The sequence below is a fragment of the Burkholderia sp. AU32262 genome (assembly GCF_020419985.1).
GTDB lineage: Bacteria > Pseudomonadota > Gammaproteobacteria > Burkholderiales > Burkholderiaceae > Burkholderia > Burkholderia semiarida.
On sequence record NZ_JAIZRS010000011.1, the window covers coordinates 1 to 16,685 of the forward strand.

The window sequence follows — 16,685 nt, forward strand, 5'->3', positions numbered from 1 at the left end:
CCCCCCCCCCCCCCCCCCCCCAACCCCGTCAGCGCGACGAACGCGACCGCGAGCGACGCGATGCAGCTCACGAGCGACGCGGCCGAGATGATGCGCAGCGAGCCGATGCGGCCGACGAGCCGCGTGTTCGCGAAGTTGCCGATCATGATCCCGACGACGTTCAGGCCGAACAGCAGCCCGTAGTGCTGCGGCGACACGTGGAAATACTCGATGTACACGAACGGCGTCGCGGTGATGTACGAGAACATCGACGCGAACGCCATCCCGCCGCACAGCATGTGCCCCCATGCGACGGGATCGGACAGGATGCGCCCGTACGACGCGAACGACGCGAGCACGGCCGCGCTCTTGCGCCGCTCCTTCGGCCAGGTTTCGGGCACGCGCAGGTACGCGGTCGTCGCGCAGATCGCGCCGAACACGGCCAGCACGACGAACACGCCGCGCCAGCCGGAGAAACGCAGGATCTGGCCGCCGATCAGCGGCGCGAGCAGCGGCCCGACCGCGGTGACGATCGCGACCATCGACAGCACCTTCGCCGCATCGCTCGGCTCGTGCGCGTCGCGCGCGATCGCACGCGCGAGCACCGACGCGGCGCCGGCGCCGAGCGCCTGCAGGAAACGCACGACGATCAGCATGTCGATCGAACCCGACACGAAGCAGCCGATGCTCGCGAGCGTGAACAGCGCAATGCCGCCGAGCAACACGGGGCGGCGGCCCCACGTATCGGACAGCGGGCCGTACAGCAGCATGCCGATCGAGAAGCCGGCCATGAAGCTCGTCAGCGTGCGCTGCGCGGCGCCGGCGCTGACGGAGAAGCTGTCGGCGATCGACGGCAGGCTCGGCAGGTACATGTCGGTGGCGATCGGCCCGCAGGCCGCGAGCGCGCCGAGCAACAGGATCAGCCGGGCATCGGGCCGGCGCCGGACGACGTGAGACATGGGTATCCGGAATGGGAGCCCGCGCGCATCGGGGCGCGCGTGGCGGTGAAGACGGGAAACCGCGCCGCAAGCGACGCGTTCAGGCTCATGATTGTACGCGCAACTTTTTTGCGTGCCTTGGGCCGCGTGCGGCGGCACGCCGCGAAACACCCATGCTCGTCATGCGCGGAACAAACGCGCGGGCCGATTCGATTAAGCTTGCTGCTGCTTGCCTCTCTCGTCTGACCATTCGACGTACGACCCACCCGATGACCGCTTTCCTGCTGATCTGGAGCCCCAAGAAATGGCCGTGGCCCGAGCTGCCCGACGTCGCCGCGCGCGTGAAGGCCGGCGAGGCCGTGCATGACGTGTGGGGCTGCGGCTTCGCGCGCGGCATCCTGCCGGGCGACCGCGTGTTCCTGCACCGCGTCGCGAAGGAACCGAAGGGCGTGTTCGGCTCCGGCTACGTGACGCGCGCGCCGTACGAGGTGCCCGATCCGTCGACGAAGCGCGGCTACCGGCTGTGCATCGACTTCGTGTACGACTGGCTGGTCGATGCGCATCAGGACGTCGTAATCGCGCGCGACGCGCTGCGCGTCCATCCGTATTCGGTCCAGACCTGGGATGCGCAGAGCTCCGGCACGTCGATCAAGCCGATGGTCGAAGGCCCGCTCGAAAAGCGCTGGGCCGAGCTGACCGGCAAGCGCAAGCCGCCGCGATAAGCGGAAACCGGGTCGCATCACGCGCGCCTTTCCGGCCGGCCGATGCCGCGCGCCGAAAGGCCGCAGACCGGCCGGCGGGCTTGCCGCGCGCGTCTCCGGTACAATCGGACGATCGTTCCGCCCAGGCGCCGCGGCCCGTGCACCGGCCCCCGCGCCCTTCTCTCGCAGGTTTCGCTCATGTCCAACAATCAGCTTCTCTTCGAACGCGCCCAGAAGACCATTCCGGGCGGCGTCAACTCGCCGGTGCGCGCGTTCCGGTCGGTCGGCGGCACGCCGCGCTTCGTCGCGCGCGCGCAAGGCCCGTATTTCTGGGATGCCGACGGCAAGCAGTACATCGACTACATCGGCTCGTGGGGCCCGATGATCGTCGGCCACGTCCATCCGGAAGTGCTGTCGGCCGTGCAGAACGTGCTCGCCGACGGCTTCTCGTTCGGCGCGCCGACCGAAGCGGAAATCGAGATCGCCGAGGAAATCTGCAAGCTCGTGCCGTCGATCGAGCAGGTGCGGATGGTGTCGAGCGGCACCGAGGCCACGATGAGCGCGCTGCGTCTCGCGCGCGGCTTCACGGGCCGCAGCCGCATCGTCAAGTTCGAGGGCTGCTACCACGGCCACGCGGACAGCCTGCTGGTCAAGGCCGGCTCGGGCCTGCTGACGTTCGGCAACCCGACCTCGGCCGGCGTGCCCGCCGACATCGCGAAGCATACGACCGTCCTCGAATACAACAACGTCGCCGCGCTCGAGGAAGCGTTCGGCGCATTCGGCGACGAGATCGCCGCGGTGATCGTCGAGCCGGTCGCCGGCAACATGAATCTCGTACGCGGCACGCCCGAATTCCTGGGCGCGCTGCGCGCGCTGTGCACGAAGCACGGCGCCGTGCTGATCTTCGACGAGGTGATGTGCGGGTTCCGCGTCGCGCTCGGCGGCGCGCAGGCGTACTACGGCATCGCGGCCGATCTCACCTGCCTCGGCAAGGTAATCGGCGGCGGGATGCCGGCCGCCGCGTTCGGCGGCCGCCGCGACATCATGGCCCACCTCGCGCCGCTCGGCGGCGTCTACCAGGCCGGCACGCTGTCGGGCAACCCGATCGCGGTCGCCGCGGGCCTGAAGACGCTGCAACTGATCCAGGCGCCGGGTTTCTACGACGCGCTCACCGCGCAGACGAAGCGGCTCGCCGACGGCCTCGCGGCGCAAGCGCGCGCGGCCGGCGTACCGTTCGCGGCCGATTCGATCGGCGCGATGTTCGGCCTGTACTTCGCCGAGCGCGTGCCGGGCAGCTTCGCGGAAGTCACGAAGAGCGACATCGCGCGCTTCAACCGCTTCTTCCACCTGATGCTCGACGAGGGCGTGTACTTCGCGCCGTCCGCGTACGAAGCCGGCTTCGTGTCGAGCACGCACGACGATGCGGTGATCGACGCGACGCTCGCGGCCGCGCGCCGCGCGTTCGCGGCACTCGCCGCCTGACCCGGGGCCGCGCGCATGTTCTCGGATACCGATTTCGCCCACATGCAGCGCGCGCTCGGGCTCGCCGCGCACGGCATGTACACGACCGCGCCGAATCCGCGCGTCGGCTGCGTGATCGTCAAGGACGGCGACGTGATCGGCGAAGGCTTCACGCAACCGGCCGGCCAGGATCACGCGGAAGTGCAGGCGCTGAAGGATGCGCGTTCGCGCGGCTACGACGTCGCGGGCTCGACCGTCTACGTGACGCTCGAACCGTGCAGCCATTTCGGCCGCACGCCGCCGTGCGCGAACGCGCTGATCGACGCGCGCGTCGCGAAAGTCGCCGCCGCGATGGAAGACCCGAACCCGCAGGTGTCGGGGCGCGGCCTCGGGATGCTGCGCGACGCGGGTATCGACGTGCGCTGCGGGCTGCTCGCGCACGAGGCCGGCGAGCTGAACATCGGCTTCGTGTCGCGGATGACGCGCGGCCGCCCGTGGGTGCGGATGAAGACCGCCGCGTCGCTCGACGGCCGCACCGCGCTGCCGTCCGGCGAAAGCCAGTGGATCACCGGCGAGGCCGCGCGCCTCGACGGGCACGCGTGGCGCGCACGCGCGTGCGCGATCCTCACCGGCATCGGCACGGTGCGCGAGGACAATCCGTTGCTGACCGTGCGCGGCATCGACACGCCGCGTCAGCCGCAACGCATCCTGGTGGACAGCCGCCTCGACCTGCCGCTCGACGCGCGGCTGCTCGAAGGCGCGCCGCTGCTGATTTTCTGCGGCCGGCTCGACGCCGCCGGCGAAGTCCGCGCGAACGTGCTGAGGTCGCGCGGCGCGGAAATCGTGCCGCTCGCGAATGCGCACGGCAAGGTCGACCTGCCCGCGATGCTGGCCGCGCTCGGCGCGCGCGGCGTGAACGAACTGCACGTGGAGGCCGGCCACAAGCTGAACGGTTCGCTGCTGCGCGAGCGGTGCGTCGACGAATTGCTGGTCTATCTGGCGCCGAGCCTGCTGGGCGCCGACGCGGCCGGCATGTTCGATCTCGCCGCGCCGGCCAGCCTCGATGCGCGCACCCGGCTGTCGTTCCACGGGTTCGAGCGGATCGGCGACGACTTGCGGATCCTCGCGCGGCTCACGCCGCCCGACGCCTCTCACTGAACGGGATCGTCACGATGTTTACCGGAATTGTCGCGGCCGTCGGCCGCATCGAATCGATCGCCGCGCTCGGCACGTCGGCCGAAGCCGGCGTGCGCCTGACCGTGCAGGCCGGCGGGCTCGACCTGGCGGATGTCGCGCTCGGCGACAGCATCGCGATCCAGGGTGCGTGCATGACGGTGATCGAGAAGACCGACACCACGTTCGACGTCGACGTGTCGCGCGAAAGCCTGAACCGGACGGTCGGTCTCGCGCAGCCCGGCGAAGTGAACCTGGAGAAGGCGCTGCGCGCGCACGACCGCCTCGGCGGGCATATCGTGTCGGGCCATGTAGACGGCCTCGGCGCCGTCACGCGCTTCGCGCCGGTCGGCGAGTCGCACGAACTGCGAATCGTCGCGCCGCGCGAGCTCGGCCGCTATCTCGCGTACAAGGGCTCGATCACGGTGAACGGCGTGAGCCTGACCGTCAATACGGTCGACGATCGCGCGGACGGCTGCGAATTCTCGATCAACCTGATTCCGCATACGGTCGAAGTCACGACGCTGCGTCACGTGAAGGCCGGCGACAAGGTCAACCTCGAAGTCGACATGATCGCGCGGTATGTGGAGCGGATGCTGTCGGCGTCGCAGGGCGTCCAGCAGGACTGATCGGGCAGTTCGGTCCCATATATGTAACGACGGCTGACGGTTCGGCCCGGCATTGTCCGGGCGTCGCCGCAGCCCCATCGCTTCACCGAGCGTTGCTCCCGCCCTACTTCGTGCTGGGCCGCCCCGTCGGCCATCCCAAGCGACAGCATCGCGATCGCGTTCGCTCGTTGGCCGTCCGGCAAGCCGACACCTGGCCGAACGGCCAACGACGCGCACGGGTCATGCCGCCGCGCTAAGATGCGTCGACAGCGGTTCCCATGCTGCCACGTACGACGCGCCGCGTAGCGGCCGCCATTCTTCCCATTGGAGTCGTCCCCATGTCCATCTCGATGTACCAGGCTTCGCTGCCCGTCCTGATCCGCGGTCTCACCAACCTGCAGCACATCCTCGGCAAGGCGCAGGCGCATGCGGCCGAGAAGCAGATCGATCCGTCGGTGTTCATCGGCGCACGCCTTTATCCGGACATGCTGCCGCTCGTCCGCCAGGTCTACATCGCGACCGACACGGCCAAGGGCTGCGCCGCGCGGCTCGCCGGCGCCGAGATCCCGAGCTACCCGGATGTCGAGCAGACCTTCGACGAACTCCACGCGCGCATCCAGAAGACGATCGACTATCTGAAAAGCTTCGACGCCGCGCAGATCGACGGCAGCGAGGCGCGCCAGATCGTGCTGAAGATGCGCGTCGGCCCGATCGAGTTCACCGGCCAGTCGTACCTGCTGAATTTCGTGCTGCCCAATTTCTTCTTCCACGTGACGACCGCGTACGACATCCTGCGCCACAGCGGCGTCGAACTCGGCAAGCTGGACTACCTCGGCGGCCGCAACGACCACGCGTGACGCGCGGCCGGGCCACGCCCGGCCCACAACCGTCCGCACCCGCGCACAGGCCGGCCGCAGCGCTTTCCGGAGCACTCGCCGGCCCCGCGCCGCCCGCGCCAGCCGAAACGCCGTCCGGCTGGCGTAAAATACGCACTTTCCTCTTTCTCGCCCCCTTATGACGCTCGCCTCCACGCTCGACATCATCGCCGAGCTGAAAGCCGGCCGGATGGTGATCCTGGTCGACGAAGAAGACCGCGAAAACGAGGGCGACCTCGTGATCGCCGCCGAATTCGTCACGCCGGAAGCGATCAACTTCATGGCCAAGTACGGCCGCGGCCTGATTTGTCTGACGTTGACGCAGGAACGCTGCAAGCAGTTGCACCTGCCGCTGATGACCTACCGCAACGGCACGCAGTACGGCACCGCGTTCACGGTCAGCATCGAAGCGGCCGAAGGCGTGACGACCGGCATCTCGGCCGCCGACCGCGCGCACACGATCGCCACGGCGGTCGCGCACGACGTGCGCCCCGAGCACATCGTGCAGCCGGGCCACGTGTTCCCGATCATGGCGCAACCGGGCGGCGTGCTCGTGCGCGCGGGCCACACCGAAGCCGGCTGCGACTTCACGGCGCTCGCGGGCCTCACGCCGGCCGCGGTGATCTGCGAGGTGATCAAGGACGACGGCACGATGGCGCGCCTGCCCGACCTGATCGAATTCGCGAAGGAACACAACCTGAAGATCGGCACGATCGCCGATCTGATCCAGTACCGCAGCCGCACCGAGTCGATCATCGAGCGGATCGCCGAGCGCACGATGCAGACCGCGCACGGCACGTTCCGCGCGGTGCTGTACCGCGACCAGCCGAGCGGCTCGCCGCACATCGCGCTGGTGCGCGGCACGCCGTCGCCCGACGTCGACACGCCGGCGCGCGTGCACGAGCCGCTGTCGGTGCTCGATCTGCTCGAGACGGGCGTGTCGACCCACTCGTGGACGCTCGACGCGGCGATGCGCGAGATCGCCGCACGCGACCTCGGCGTGATCGTGCTGCTCAACTGCGGCGACACGAAGGAACACCTGATCGACGTCTTCAAGGCGTTCGACGAGGAAGAAAAGGCCGCTGCGCTCAAGCGCCGGCCGGTCGATTTCAAGACGTTCGGCATCGGCGCGCAGATCCTGCGCGATGTCGGCGTCGGCAAGATGCAGGTGCTGTCGAATCCGCGCAAGCTGGGCAGCATGTCCGGCTACGGCCTCGAAGTCACGGGCTTCATCCCGATGCCCGGCGGCGAAGCCACGTCCTGCCCGGCGTCCCACGCGTAACCCGCCACGGCGCTTTCGCCCTATAACCGTTCATCCACACCACGGACCAGATCATGGAAATCGGACAATACCAACCGAATCTCGAAGGCGACGGCCTGCGTATCGGCATCGTGCAATCGCGCTTCAACGAACCCGTGTGCAACGGCCTCGCCGACGCGTGCGTCGAAGAACTGGAGCGCCTCGGCGTCACCGGTGAAGACGTGCTGCTCGTGTCGGTGCCCGGCGCGCTGGAAATCCCGCTCGCGCTGCAGAAGCTCGCCGAAAGTGGCCAGTTCGACGCGCTGATCGCGCTCGGCGCGGTGATCCGCGGCGAGACCTACCACTTCGAACTCGTGTCGAACGAGAGCGGCGCGGGCATCACCCGCATCGGTCTCGATTTCAACCTGCCGATCGCGAACGCGGTCCTGACGACCGAAACCGACGAGCAGGCCGTCGCGCGCATGACCGAGAAAGGTCGTGACGCCGCACGCGTCGCCGTCGAGATGGCCAACCTGACGATGGCCCTCGACCAGCTCGGCGACGACGAGGACGAAGAGGAAGACGAAGACGACGAAGAGGAGCGCGCATGAAGAAGAGCGCCCGCCGACAATCGCGCGAGCTGGCGACGCAGGGCCTGTACCAGTGGCTGCTGTCGAACGCGCCCTCCGGCGAGATCGACGCGCAACTGCGCGGCGCGCTCGGTTACGACAAGGCTGACAAGGAACTGCTCGAAGCGATCCTGCACGGCGTGATCCGCGAGCATGCGACGCTCGTCGAAGCGCTGGCGCCGTCGCTGGACCGTCCGATCGATCAGCTGTCGCCGGTCGAACGCGCGGTGCTGCTGATCGCGACGTTCGAGCTCACGCACCACGTCGAAACGCCGTACCGCGTGATCATCAACGAAGCCGTCGAACTCGCGAAGACGTTCGGCGGCTCCGACGGCTACAAGTACGTGAACGGCGTGCTCGACAAGCTGGCCGCGAAGCTGCGCCCCGCCGAAACGCAGGCGCGTCGCAACGGCTGATACCCGTTCGCTGGTCCACGGGCGCGCAAGCGCCCGTTTTTCATTCTTTTCTCCCCGCCCTGCCCGCCGATGAATACCACCGCCGATTCGCTCGTCACGCTCGCCGCACGCGTCGACGCGATCCAGCCCTTCTACGTGATGGAACTGATGAAGGAGGCACAGCGGCTCGAGTCCTTGGGGCGCGATGTTATCCACATGGGCATCGGCGAACCGGATTTCACCGCGCCGGAGCCGGTTGTCGAGGCCGCCGCGGCTGCGCTGCGCCGTGGCGTCACGCAGTACACGAGCGCGCTCGGCATTACGCCGCTGCGCGAGGCGATCGCCGCGCACTATGCACGTGCATACGGCCTCACGATTGGCCCGGAGCGGATCGTCGTGACGGCCGGCGCATCGGCCGCGCTGCTGCTCGCGTGCCTCGCGCTGGTCGGTCGCGACGACGAAGTGCTGATGCCCGACCCGTCATACCCGTGCAACCGGCACTTCGTCGCGGCGGCCGAAGGTCGCCCGGTGCTCGTGCCGAGCGGCCCGGACGCGCGCTTCCAGCTCACCGAAAACGACGTCCGCACGCACTGGAACGCGCGCACGCGCGGCGTGCTGCTCGCGTCGCCGTCGAACCCGACCGGCACGTCGCTCGAGCCGGACGAACTCAAGCGAATCGTCGACGCGGTACGCGCGCGCGGCGGCTTCACGATCGTCGACGAGATCTACCAGGGGCTCAGCTACGACGCCGCGCCCGTGTCGGCGCTGTCGTTCGGCGACGACGTGATCACCGTGAACAGCTTCTCGAAGTATTTCAGCATGACGGGCTGGCGGCTCGGGTGGCTCGTCGTGCCGCCCGCGCTCGTCGGCACGTTCGAGAAGCTGTCGCAGAACCTGTTCATCTGCCCGTCCGCACTCGCGCAGCATGCGGCGCTCGCCTGCTTCGAACCCGCGACGCTCGACATCTACGAAACACGCCGGCTCGAATTCAAGCGCCGCCGCGATTTCATCGCACCGGCGCTCGAGCGGCTCGGCTTCACGGTGCCGGTGATGCCCGACGGCGCGTTCTACGTGTATGCGCATTGCGGCGGCGTCGCGCACCCGGCGGCCGGCGACAGCGCCGCGCTCACGCAGGCGATGCTGCACGACGCGGGCGTGGTGCTGGTGCCGGGCATGGACTTCGGTGTCCATGCGCCGCACGACTATATCCGCCTGTCCTATGCGACGGCCTACTCGCGGCTCGAAGAGGCCGTCGACCGGCTCGCGACGCTGTTCGGTCGACACTGACGCCGCGGCCGGCGCAGCGGCCGCTTCACCGTACCGCAAAACGAAAAGGCACCCGGGTGCCTTTTTCATGTCCTGCCGGCCGCAGCCGCACGGCGGGCGTGACGCGTTACGCGCCGAGCTCCGAATGATCGCCGCGCGACTGCTTCGCGGTATCGACGCTCGCGTCGTCCTGCGAAGCCGCTTCCTTCGGCGCCGCCTTGACCGACGTCGTGCCGTCGAGCGTCGCATGTACGCGCTTCGCGCCGCCTGCCGCGGCCGTCACGGCAGCGGCGGTGACGATCGGCTTCGCGGGCTGCGCAGGCGCCTGCGGCGCATTGATCGGCACGTTGCGGCCACGCGCGACGTCGCGCAGGCGGGCGCGCTCGGCCATCACCTTCGAGCCGTAGCCATTGTCGTCGGGGTTCGTCGAGCCGTTGTACAGACGCAGGCCGTTCGCGAGCGAGCCGCCGCGCGCGATGCAGTCCTTCAGCACCAGCGCGCCGACCTGCAGGTTCGCGAGCGGCTGCAGCGCGGTGTCGGTACCGCCGAAGTACTCGAATTTGTCGGAGTGGACCTTCGACATGACCTGCATCAGGCCCTTCGCGCCGACGCCGCTTTCGGCGTACGGGTTGAAGCCGGATTCGATCGCCATCACGGACAGCAGCAGCAGCGGATCGAGGCCGACGTCGCGGCCGGTCTGGAACGCCGCCTTGACGAGCTGACCGAGCGGCTCCTGCGCGACGCGGTAACGGCGCGACAGGTAGGTGGCGACGAGCGCCTGTTCGCGGTTCGACGCGAGCGCGCGATCGTCGCGCGCATCGGCCGCCACCCGCTGAATCGGAATCAGCTTGGCCAGCGCGACCGGCGACGGGCCGGTGCGGGCCGGATCGGACGCATCGCCCTGGGCGCCCTGCGCGGCAGCTTCCGGTGCGACATCGAGGCCGACCGCAAGCGTATCCGTTTCGGGATTGTCTTCCTGCTGCGGCTGCGCACCGGCAGGCGCGAAGTTCGGCAGCGGATGGCCGGACAGCAGACGGGCCGGGCCGGCCTGCACGGCCGCGGATACGACCGGCATCAGCTTCGCGGCGAGCGTGCCGCGGACGGTTGGCAGCAGCCACAGTGCAAGCGCAACCGCGACAGCGAAACAGCCGACAACGCTGAATAGATGGTGACTGACACGCGTCCCGCGACGCAGCAAGTTGCGCACGATTTGCGCATGCTGCTCAGTGGGACGCCACGATAACCAAGCGTTCATTCAGATCATCTCCCATGAACATGACTCGTGCGGCTCGCTCAGCTCGAAGGCGAGACAGAAAACGCGCCGCGGAATCACGACGCCGCACGCCTTGGTTGGGACGCGCAAGCATCGGGGAAACGGTATAAGTACCGTTCGAGGCCACGGTGTAAGAAGGCCGGCGCCTTCGCACACACTGGGCGAGACGGGCATACGCGGTGGCACCCACGCAAAAAACCAGCGTCTGGTGGCGCTGGCTGGGACTACGACAAAGGCCGTCGAAGACGCCGTGCAGGATTCGGCGGACGGTGACGCGCTGCGTCAAAGATCGGTGATTGGCGGCTCGAAGCCTTTTACCCTGCAACCAATGTGAGCGGATTCTAGCAGGGTTTTATAGATCATCAACACTATAAAAACTCAAAATGATAACAAAAAGTAATTTAAAACCGCTCTTCAGAACGCAAGCCCCGTGCCGTAGGGGTTTGCGCGCGGTCGACTTTTTTCCGCGCCGGGCGTCCGGGCGGCTGCCCGGGTAAAATCGTCGGTCGATTCGGGGTCGCAGCCGGCCGCCGCGCCCTCTCATCGCCGCCCGTCCCCGCGGGTGGCCCGGACCTTCTTCATGAAATACAAAGACTTACGCGATTTCATTCAGCGCCTCGAGGCGCTCGGCGAACTGCGGCGCGTCACGCAGCCCGTGTCGCCCGTGCTCGAAATGACCGAGCTGTGCGACCGCGTGCTGCGCGCCGGCGGCCCGGCGCTGCTGTTCAACGCGCCGCCCGGCAATGCATTCCCGGTGCTCGGCAACCTGTTCGGCACGCCGCGCCGCGTCGCGCTCGGGATGGGCGTCGATGCGGGCGACGATGCCGCGCTCGCTTCGTTGCGCGATCTCGGACGCCTGCTGTCCGCGCTGAAGGAACCCGATCCGCCGAAGAGCCTGAAGGACGCCGGCAAGCTGCTGTCGCTCGCGAAGGCGGTGTGGGACATGGCGCCGAAGTCGGTGTCGTCGCCGCCGTGCCAGGAGATCGTCTGGGAAGGCGCCGACGTCGACCTGAACAAGCTGCCGATCCAGACCTGCTGGCCTGGCGATGCGGGGCCCCTCGTCACGTGGGGCCTGACGGTCACGCGCGGGCCGAACAAGGCGCGCCAGAACCTCGGCATCTACCGCCAGCAGCTGATCGGCCGCAACAAGCTGATCATGCGCTGGCTCGCGCATCGCGGCGGCGCGCTCGACTTCCGCGAGTTCGCGCTGCGCAATCCCGGCAAGCCGTATCCGGTCGCGGTCGTGCTCGGCGCCGATCCGGCCACGACGCTCGGCGCGGTGACGCCCGTGCCCGATTCGCTGTCCGAGTATCAGTTCGCCGGCCTGCTGCGCGGCAGCCGCACGGAGCTCGCGAAGTGCCTGACGCCGGGCGTCGACACGCTGCAGGTGCCGGCGCGCGCGGAGATCGTGCTCGAAGGCTTCATTCATCCGCAGGAAGGCGCCCCTGCCCCCGCTCCGGCCGGCGCACCGCCGCGGCCGGCCGGTAATGCGGCGGCCGCGTACGAGCACGCGCTCGAAGGGCCGTACGGCGACCACACCGGCTATTACAACGAGCAGGAGTGGTTTCCGGTGTTCACCGTCGAGCGCATCACGATGCGTCGCGACGCGATCTACCACTCGACCTACACGGGCAAGCCGCCCGACGAGCCCGCGGTGCTCGGCGTCGCGCTCAACGAGGTGTTCGTGCCGCTGCTGCAGAAGCAGTTCACGGAAATCACCGACTTCTACCTGCCCCCCGAAGGCTGCAGCTACCGGATGGCCATCGTCCAGATGAAGAAGAGCTACGCGGGCCACGCGAAACGCGTGATGTTCGGCGTGTGGAGCTTCCTGCGGCAGTTCATGTATACGAAGTTCATCGTGGTCGTCGACGAGGACGTGAACATCCGCGACTGGAAGGAAGTGATCTGGGCGATCACGACGCGCGTCGACCCCGTACGCGACACGGTGATGGTGGACAGCACGCCGATCGACTATCTGGACTTCGCGTCGCCGGTGGCCGGACTCGGCTCGAAGATGGGGCTCGACGCGACCAACAAGTGGCCCGGCGAAACCAGCCGCGAATGGGGCCGCCCGATCGAGATGGATGCGGCCGTGAAGGCCCGCGTCGACCGGCTGTGGCAGGAGATCGGCCTCTGACGCCACGCGGCCGGCGCCCGCCGGCCCGCGCATCGCAATCGTCGCACGCACCCAGAAGATGAGCTTTCCACCCGCCTCCATGCTGTCCGACGGATTCTTTCTGTCGCTGTCGCTGTGTCTCGACATCGGCCTCGTCAACGTCGCGATGCTGTCGCTGACGCTGTCGCACGGCTTCCGGCCGGGCTTCTGGCTCGGCGTCGGATCGTGCGTCGGCGATCTCGTCTACGCGGCGCTCGCGCTCGCGGGAATGGCCGTACTGCTGCAGTTCGAACCCGTGCGCTGGATCGTATGGATCGGCGGCGGCGCGGTGCTGCTGTTCCTCACGTGGAAGATGGCGCGTGAAGCGCTCACGCCCGCCAAGGCGGCCGACGACGATGCGGACGCCCCGCTTCCGCCGCGGGCGAGCGCGCGGCGCAGTTTCATGCGCGGGATGCTGCTCGCGATGTCGTCGCCGAGCGCGATCCTGTGGTTCGCGGCGGTCGGCGGCGCGCTGATCGCGAAAGCCGGCGCGACCACCCCCGCCACCGCGTCGGTGTTCCTGACGGGCTTTTTCCTCGGCGGCCTCGCGTGGACGCTCTTCATGTGCACGCTCGCGAGCCAGGGCCGCAAGCGCGCGGGCGCCGGGCTGATGCGGGCCTGCCATGTCGCGTCGGCGCTACTGTTCGCGTACTTCTCGTACAGCGTGATCGTCGGCGGCTACCGCGACCTGATCGTGCACGCGGCGTAATCGCGGCCGCGCTGCGCGCAGCCACGCACGTAACGGCGGCCCCAATGAAAAACGGCGCAGCGCCCCTCGCGGGACGTTGCGCCGTTTTGCCATGCGCGGTCAGGCCGCGCGGGGCGAATCAGCGACGCCAGTAGCCGTGATGGCCCCAGCCGCCATAACCGTGGCGCCAGTACGGGCGACCGTAGTAGCCGCCGACGACCACGGCGGGCGGCGGCGCATAGTAGGCCGGCGCCGGCGCGTAGTAGACGGGCGGAGGCGGCGGCGCGTAATACACAGGCGGCGGCGGTGCATAGACGGGATAAGCGGGCGCGACCGGGACACCGATGCCGACCCCGATCGACACGTGAGCCTGCGCGGCGCTTGCGGCACCCAGGCCCAGCGCGGCGGCGGCGATGAACGGAATGAGCTTTTTCACTTCGATTCTCCTGCTGGAGCGGTATTTTAGGCGCTCCCTGTCGGCAACGGCGGGCATGCACGTCGCATGGAAGCAATGTAGCGAAAACCCGCCCCGCGCGTATCGGGCATTTGTTGCAAATTGCAATCGCACGCGGCCGGAGCCGCCGTGCGGCGCGATACCCGGCGCGGGCGGCGCCCCTTGCAGGTCGCGCGATTCCGTCCGAGGAGACGGGTCGCCACACAACGACCGGTCAGTCTTACCGGATCCGTCGCGGGCACGGGGCGCGCGTACGTAATGAACGATTACAAATTAAAGACGAGATGCCGACATTTCAAGCGGGATACGGGCACGCGGTGTTTCGGGGTCGGATTCCACGATCCTGATGCGGTCGTCATTCCGAGCGTCGGCCGGCCCGAATCGCGCCGCCTGTCGGTCATTCATACGTGCGGCGGCTCCGCAACCGGCCTTCCACGGCACCGGCATCATTCCTGCGATACTGGCGGCTGCCTCGTTTTTGCTTACCGCCGCTGCCATGCCGCTTCCCGACACACCCCGCCTCGGCTTCATCGGCGCCGGCCGCCTCGCGCGCTGTATCGCGCAGCGCTTCGCGCAGGCCGGCTTCCCGGTCGTCGCGATCGCGAGCCGCACGCCTGCGTCGGCCGCCGGCCTCGCCGCACGCATCGACGGCTGCCGCGCGGTCGACACGCCGCAGCAGGTGGCCGACGCCGCCGACCTGATCTTCGTGACGACACCCGACGATCATCTCGCGTCGAGCGCCGCGGCGCTGCGCTTCGACCCATCGCGCGCCGCCGGCCAGGCGGTCGTCCATTGCAGCGGCGCGTCGGCGGTCACGCTGCTCGATCCGGCGAAGCAGCAAGGCGCGGCCACAGGCGGCTTCCATCCGCTCTATCTGTTCGGCGGCACCGACGCCGACCTCGCGCGCATCGACGGCTGCTCGGTCACGATCGAAGCGGAAGGTGCGCTGCACGCGACGCTGCTGCGACTTGCCGCCGCACTCGGCTGCCATCCGCTGTCGATTCCGGCCGGCGGCCGGATGCTGTATCACGCGGCCGCCCACTACGCGGCGAGCTTCGCGCTGTGCGGGCTGTCGGAAGCGGTCGAGCTGTGGCGCGGCCTCGGTTTCGACGAGGACGCCGCGCTGCGCGCGCTGTTGCCGATGCTCGCCGGCACGATCGAGACCGCGCGCGACAAGGGGCTCGCGAATGCGCTGGCCGGCCCGGTATCGCGCGGCGACACGGGCATCGTCGAGCGCCAGCTCGCGCTGCTCGAGGCGCGCGGCGGCGATCACGCGGCGCTGTATGCGCTGCTCACGCGCCGCGCGATCGCGCTCGCCGCGAAGCGCGCGACGCCGCCGGCGTCGCTGCCGGCGCTGGCCGAAGCCGTCGAAACGTCGCTCGCGCGCGTGGCCGCGCACCCCTCCCCGCCGCGAGACGAGGCGTGATAAGGTGTCGGCCGATGCGCCGCCAACCGGCGTTGGCGGCCGCACGCTACTGACTGTAATAAAAAGGATGCCAACGATGTTCGGCGAGATCGCCCGTTTTCTGCTCAATACCGTCTTCACGCTATTCGGCGCCGCGCTGATTCTGCGCGTCTGGATGCAGGCCGTCCGCGTGCCGCCGTACAACCCCGTCACGCAAGCCGTGCTGCAGGCGACCAACTGGCTCGTGCTGCCGCTGCGCCGCGTGATCGCGGGCGTACGCGGCATCGACTGGGCCAGCGTCGTCGCCGCGCTGCTCACCGCGCTCGTCTACGTCGTGTTGATGGTCGTGATGGCCGGCTTCGATCCGGCCGCCGTGATCGCGACGCTCGTCGTGGTCGCGCTGCTCACCGTCGTGAAGTGGGCGCTCAACCTCGTGATCTGGATGACGATCCTGATGGCGCTGCTGTCGTGGCTCAACCCGCGCTCGCCGGCGATGCCGATCCTCTACCAGCTCACGGCGCCGTTCCTGAACCCGCTGCGCCGTGTGATCCCGAACCTCGGCGGCATCGACCTGTCGCCGATCCTGCTGTTCGTGATCGTGCAGGTGCTGCTGATGATCGTCACGCGCGCCGCCGTGTCGCTGACGATGTTCGGCATCTGATCAGGCGCGACACCTACGCCGCCGGCCCCCGCGCCGGCGGTACGCCGAGCGTGTCGATCACGCCGAACCGCGCGGGCATCATCGCGTAGCACACGCGCACTTTCTCGCGCGACAGCCGCTCGAGCAGCCGCTGCGCCTCGTCCTCGGTGACGACGAATTCGACCTCGATCGCAAGCGAACCCTGCAGTTCGAAGAAGCGATCCTCGTGCAGCACGCGATGCTGGCCGAAACCGGCCATCGCGCGAAACGCGGACCCGCCCGCGACACCCATCCGGTTCGCCTCTTCCAATAGCCACTCCCACAGCGGCTTCCAGTGCAGCCGATGCTGCTCGTGCACGTAGAAGCGCAACAAGACCCTGTCCATCGCTCCCTCCGATGGCGGCCCGCTCAGGCCGCCGCGAGCCACGCGCGCGCGGTCCACATGCCGAGCGCCGTCAGCGCGAACGATCCAGTCAAGTGTAGGGCAGCCACCGCCAACGCCCATCCGAATTCGCCCTCGAGCGCGTGCGTCATCACTTCGACCGAATAGGTCGAGAACGTCGTGAGGCCGCCGAGAAAACCGGTGATCACGAACAGCCGCCACTCGGGCGGCAACCCAACGCGGACCGTGAACACGACGGCGGCCACGCCGATCACGTAGCCGCCGATCAGGTTCGACGCGAGCGTGCCGAGCGGCACCGCGGGAAAACAGGCGTTGAGCGCGAGGCTCAGGAACCAGCGCAGCAACGCGCCGAGGCCGGCGCCGACGAAGATCGCGACGATCGAATAGAACAAGGGCACCCCT

The 16,685-nt window shown here is 68.6% G+C and carries 18 protein-coding genes; 13 read left to right on the top strand and 5 right to left on the bottom strand.

What is annotated here, in order from left to right:
• Positions 1–938: Bcr/CflA family efflux MFS transporter (locus tag LGN10_RS14945; protein ID WP_226224101.1), on the bottom strand; the 938-nt coding region annotated here is incomplete at its 3' end.
• 248 nt (positions 939–1,186) lie between these two features.
• Between LGN10_RS14945 and LGN10_RS14950 the strand changes: the two genes are divergently transcribed.
• From LGN10_RS14950 to LGN10_RS14990, 9 genes are all read left to right on the top strand, one after another.
• On the top strand, positions 1,187–1,639 hold the full coding sequence (locus LGN10_RS14950; protein WP_034182952.1) for a hypothetical protein: 453 nt from the start codon (positions 1,187–1,189) through the stop codon (positions 1,637–1,639).
• Positions 1,640–1,816: 177 nt separating this feature from the next.
• A complete protein-coding gene (gene hemL, locus LGN10_RS14955; RefSeq protein ID WP_059574137.1) occupies positions 1,817–3,100 on the top strand; it encodes a glutamate-1-semialdehyde 2,1-aminomutase in 1,284 nt (427 codons plus the stop codon).
• Positions 3,101–3,115: 15 nt separating this feature from the next.
• Positions 3,116–4,237: a bifunctional diaminohydroxyphosphoribosylaminopyrimidine deaminase/5-amino-6-(5-phosphoribosylamino)uracil reductase RibD gene (ribD, locus tag LGN10_RS14960; protein ID WP_226224102.1), complete on the top strand. Its 1,122-nt coding sequence runs from the start codon at positions 3,116–3,118 to the stop codon at positions 4,235–4,237.
• Between the two features lie 14 nt (positions 4,238–4,251).
• Positions 4,252–4,881, top strand: coding sequence for a riboflavin synthase (locus LGN10_RS14965; protein WP_059574139.1), 630 nt, complete (start codon positions 4,252–4,254; stop codon positions 4,879–4,881).
• 317 nt (positions 4,882–5,198) lie between these two features.
• Positions 5,199–5,717, top strand: a complete 519-nt coding sequence (locus tag LGN10_RS14970) for a DUF1993 family protein (RefSeq protein WP_059574140.1) — start codon at positions 5,199–5,201, stop codon at positions 5,715–5,717.
• Positions 5,718–5,874: 157 nt separating this feature from the next.
• Positions 5,875–7,017: a bifunctional 3,4-dihydroxy-2-butanone-4-phosphate synthase/GTP cyclohydrolase II gene (gene ribBA, locus LGN10_RS14975; protein WP_059574141.1), complete on the top strand. Its 1,143-nt coding sequence runs from the start codon at positions 5,875–5,877 to the stop codon at positions 7,015–7,017.
• A 53-nt stretch (positions 7,018–7,070) separates the two neighbouring features.
• Positions 7,071–7,586: a 6,7-dimethyl-8-ribityllumazine synthase gene (ribH, locus tag LGN10_RS14980; RefSeq protein WP_034206641.1), complete on the top strand. Its 516-nt coding sequence runs from the start codon at positions 7,071–7,073 to the stop codon at positions 7,584–7,586.
• The gene (gene nusB, locus LGN10_RS14985) at positions 7,583–8,020 is read left to right on the top strand and encodes a transcription antitermination factor NusB (protein ID WP_006476662.1); all 438 of its coding nucleotides are present in this window, start codon (positions 7,583–7,585) and stop codon (positions 8,018–8,020) included. Before ribH ends, nusB begins: the two co-directional genes overlap by 4 nt.
• Positions 8,021–8,089: 69 nt before the next feature.
• Positions 8,090–9,286, top strand: a complete 1,197-nt coding sequence (locus LGN10_RS14990; RefSeq protein WP_059574142.1) for a pyridoxal phosphate-dependent aminotransferase — start codon at positions 8,090–8,092, stop codon at positions 9,284–9,286.
• Between the two features lie 106 nt (positions 9,287–9,392).
• Here the strand turns inward: LGN10_RS14990 and LGN10_RS14995 are convergent, their stop codons facing one another.
• Positions 9,393–10,520 (bottom strand): transglycosylase SLT domain-containing protein, encoded by a 1,128-nt coding sequence (locus LGN10_RS14995; protein ID WP_059574143.1) that lies wholly within the window; start codon positions 10,518–10,520, stop codon positions 9,393–9,395.
• A 598-nt stretch (positions 10,521–11,118) separates the two neighbouring features.
• On the opposite strand from LGN10_RS14995, the gene LGN10_RS15000 reads away from it, so the two are divergent.
• Together LGN10_RS15000 and LGN10_RS15005 are read left to right on the top strand one after the other, a co-directional pair.
• Positions 11,119–12,675, top strand: a complete 1,557-nt coding sequence (locus LGN10_RS15000; protein WP_059574144.1) for a UbiD family decarboxylase — start codon at positions 11,119–11,121, stop codon at positions 12,673–12,675.
• 58 nt (positions 12,676–12,733) lie between these two features.
• On the top strand, positions 12,734–13,402 hold the full coding sequence (locus LGN10_RS15005) for a LysE family translocator (RefSeq protein ID WP_059574145.1): 669 nt from the start codon (positions 12,734–12,736) through the stop codon (positions 13,400–13,402).
• Between the two features lie 118 nt (positions 13,403–13,520).
• Here LGN10_RS15005 and LGN10_RS15010 read toward each other — a convergent pair whose 3' ends face one another.
• Positions 13,521–13,817 carry a hypothetical protein gene (locus LGN10_RS15010; RefSeq protein WP_059574146.1) on the bottom strand — a complete coding sequence of 99 codons (297 nt, stop codon included), beginning with the start codon at positions 13,815–13,817 and terminating at the stop codon, positions 13,521–13,523.
• Positions 13,818–14,331: 514 nt separating this feature from the next.
• Here LGN10_RS15010 and LGN10_RS15015 point away from each other — a divergent pair.
• Together LGN10_RS15015 and LGN10_RS15020 are read left to right on the top strand one after the other, a co-directional pair.
• Positions 14,332–15,261, top strand: a complete 930-nt coding sequence (locus LGN10_RS15015) for a Rossmann-like and DUF2520 domain-containing protein (protein ID WP_226224103.1) — start codon at positions 14,332–14,334, stop codon at positions 15,259–15,261.
• Positions 15,262–15,337: 76 nt separating this feature from the next.
• Positions 15,338–15,901 (top strand): YggT family protein, encoded by a 564-nt coding sequence (locus tag LGN10_RS15020; RefSeq protein WP_006488584.1) that lies wholly within the window; start codon positions 15,338–15,340, stop codon positions 15,899–15,901.
• Between the two features lie 13 nt (positions 15,902–15,914).
• Here the strand turns inward: LGN10_RS15020 and LGN10_RS15025 are convergent, their stop codons facing one another.
• Both LGN10_RS15025 and crcB read right to left on the bottom strand, forming a co-directional pair.
• A complete protein-coding gene (locus LGN10_RS15025) occupies positions 15,915–16,265 on the bottom strand; it encodes a DUF190 domain-containing protein (protein WP_226224105.1) in 351 nt (116 codons plus the stop codon).
• Positions 16,266–16,288: 23 nt separating this feature from the next.
• Positions 16,289–16,675, bottom strand: coding sequence for a fluoride efflux transporter CrcB (gene crcB / locus LGN10_RS15030; RefSeq protein WP_059574149.1), 387 nt, complete (start codon positions 16,673–16,675; stop codon positions 16,289–16,291).
• Positions 16,676–16,685: the final 10 nt, after the last annotated feature.

Excerpts from the sequence above, each read along its gene's own strand:
- LGN10_RS14950 (WP_034182952.1), top strand. The coding sequence starts at position 1,187 with ATGACCGCTTTCCTGCTGATCTGGAGCCCCAAGAAATGGCCGTGGCCC.
- hemL (WP_059574137.1), top strand. The coding sequence starts at position 1,817 with ATGTCCAACAATCAGCTTCTCTTCGAACGCGCCCAGAAGACCATTCCG.
- ribD (WP_226224102.1), top strand. The coding sequence starts at position 3,116 with ATGTTCTCGGATACCGATTTCGCCCACATGCAGCGCGCGCTCGGGCTC.
- LGN10_RS14965 (WP_059574139.1), top strand. The coding sequence starts at position 4,252 with ATGTTTACCGGAATTGTCGCGGCCGTCGGCCGCATCGAATCGATCGCC.
- LGN10_RS14970 (WP_059574140.1), top strand. The coding sequence starts at position 5,199 with ATGTCCATCTCGATGTACCAGGCTTCGCTGCCCGTCCTGATCCGCGGT.
- ribBA (WP_059574141.1), top strand. The coding sequence starts at position 5,875 with ATGACGCTCGCCTCCACGCTCGACATCATCGCCGAGCTGAAAGCCGGC.
- ribH (WP_034206641.1), top strand. The coding sequence starts at position 7,071 with ATGGAAATCGGACAATACCAACCGAATCTCGAAGGCGACGGCCTGCGT.
- nusB (WP_006476662.1), top strand. The coding sequence starts at position 7,583 with ATGAAGAAGAGCGCCCGCCGACAATCGCGCGAGCTGGCGACGCAGGGC.
- LGN10_RS14990 (WP_059574142.1), top strand. The coding sequence starts at position 8,090 with ATGAATACCACCGCCGATTCGCTCGTCACGCTCGCCGCACGCGTCGAC.
- LGN10_RS14995 (WP_059574143.1), bottom strand. The coding sequence starts at position 10,520 with ATGAACGCTTGGTTATCGTGGCGTCCCACTGAGCAGCATGCGCAAATC.
- LGN10_RS15000 (WP_059574144.1), top strand. The coding sequence starts at position 11,119 with ATGAAATACAAAGACTTACGCGATTTCATTCAGCGCCTCGAGGCGCTC.
- LGN10_RS15005 (WP_059574145.1), top strand. The coding sequence starts at position 12,734 with ATGAGCTTTCCACCCGCCTCCATGCTGTCCGACGGATTCTTTCTGTCG.
- LGN10_RS15015 (WP_226224103.1), top strand. The coding sequence starts at position 14,332 with ATGCCGCTTCCCGACACACCCCGCCTCGGCTTCATCGGCGCCGGCCGC.
- LGN10_RS15020 (WP_006488584.1), top strand. The coding sequence starts at position 15,338 with ATGTTCGGCGAGATCGCCCGTTTTCTGCTCAATACCGTCTTCACGCTA.
- LGN10_RS15025 (WP_226224105.1), bottom strand. The coding sequence starts at position 16,265 with ATGGACAGGGTCTTGTTGCGCTTCTACGTGCACGAGCAGCATCGGCTG.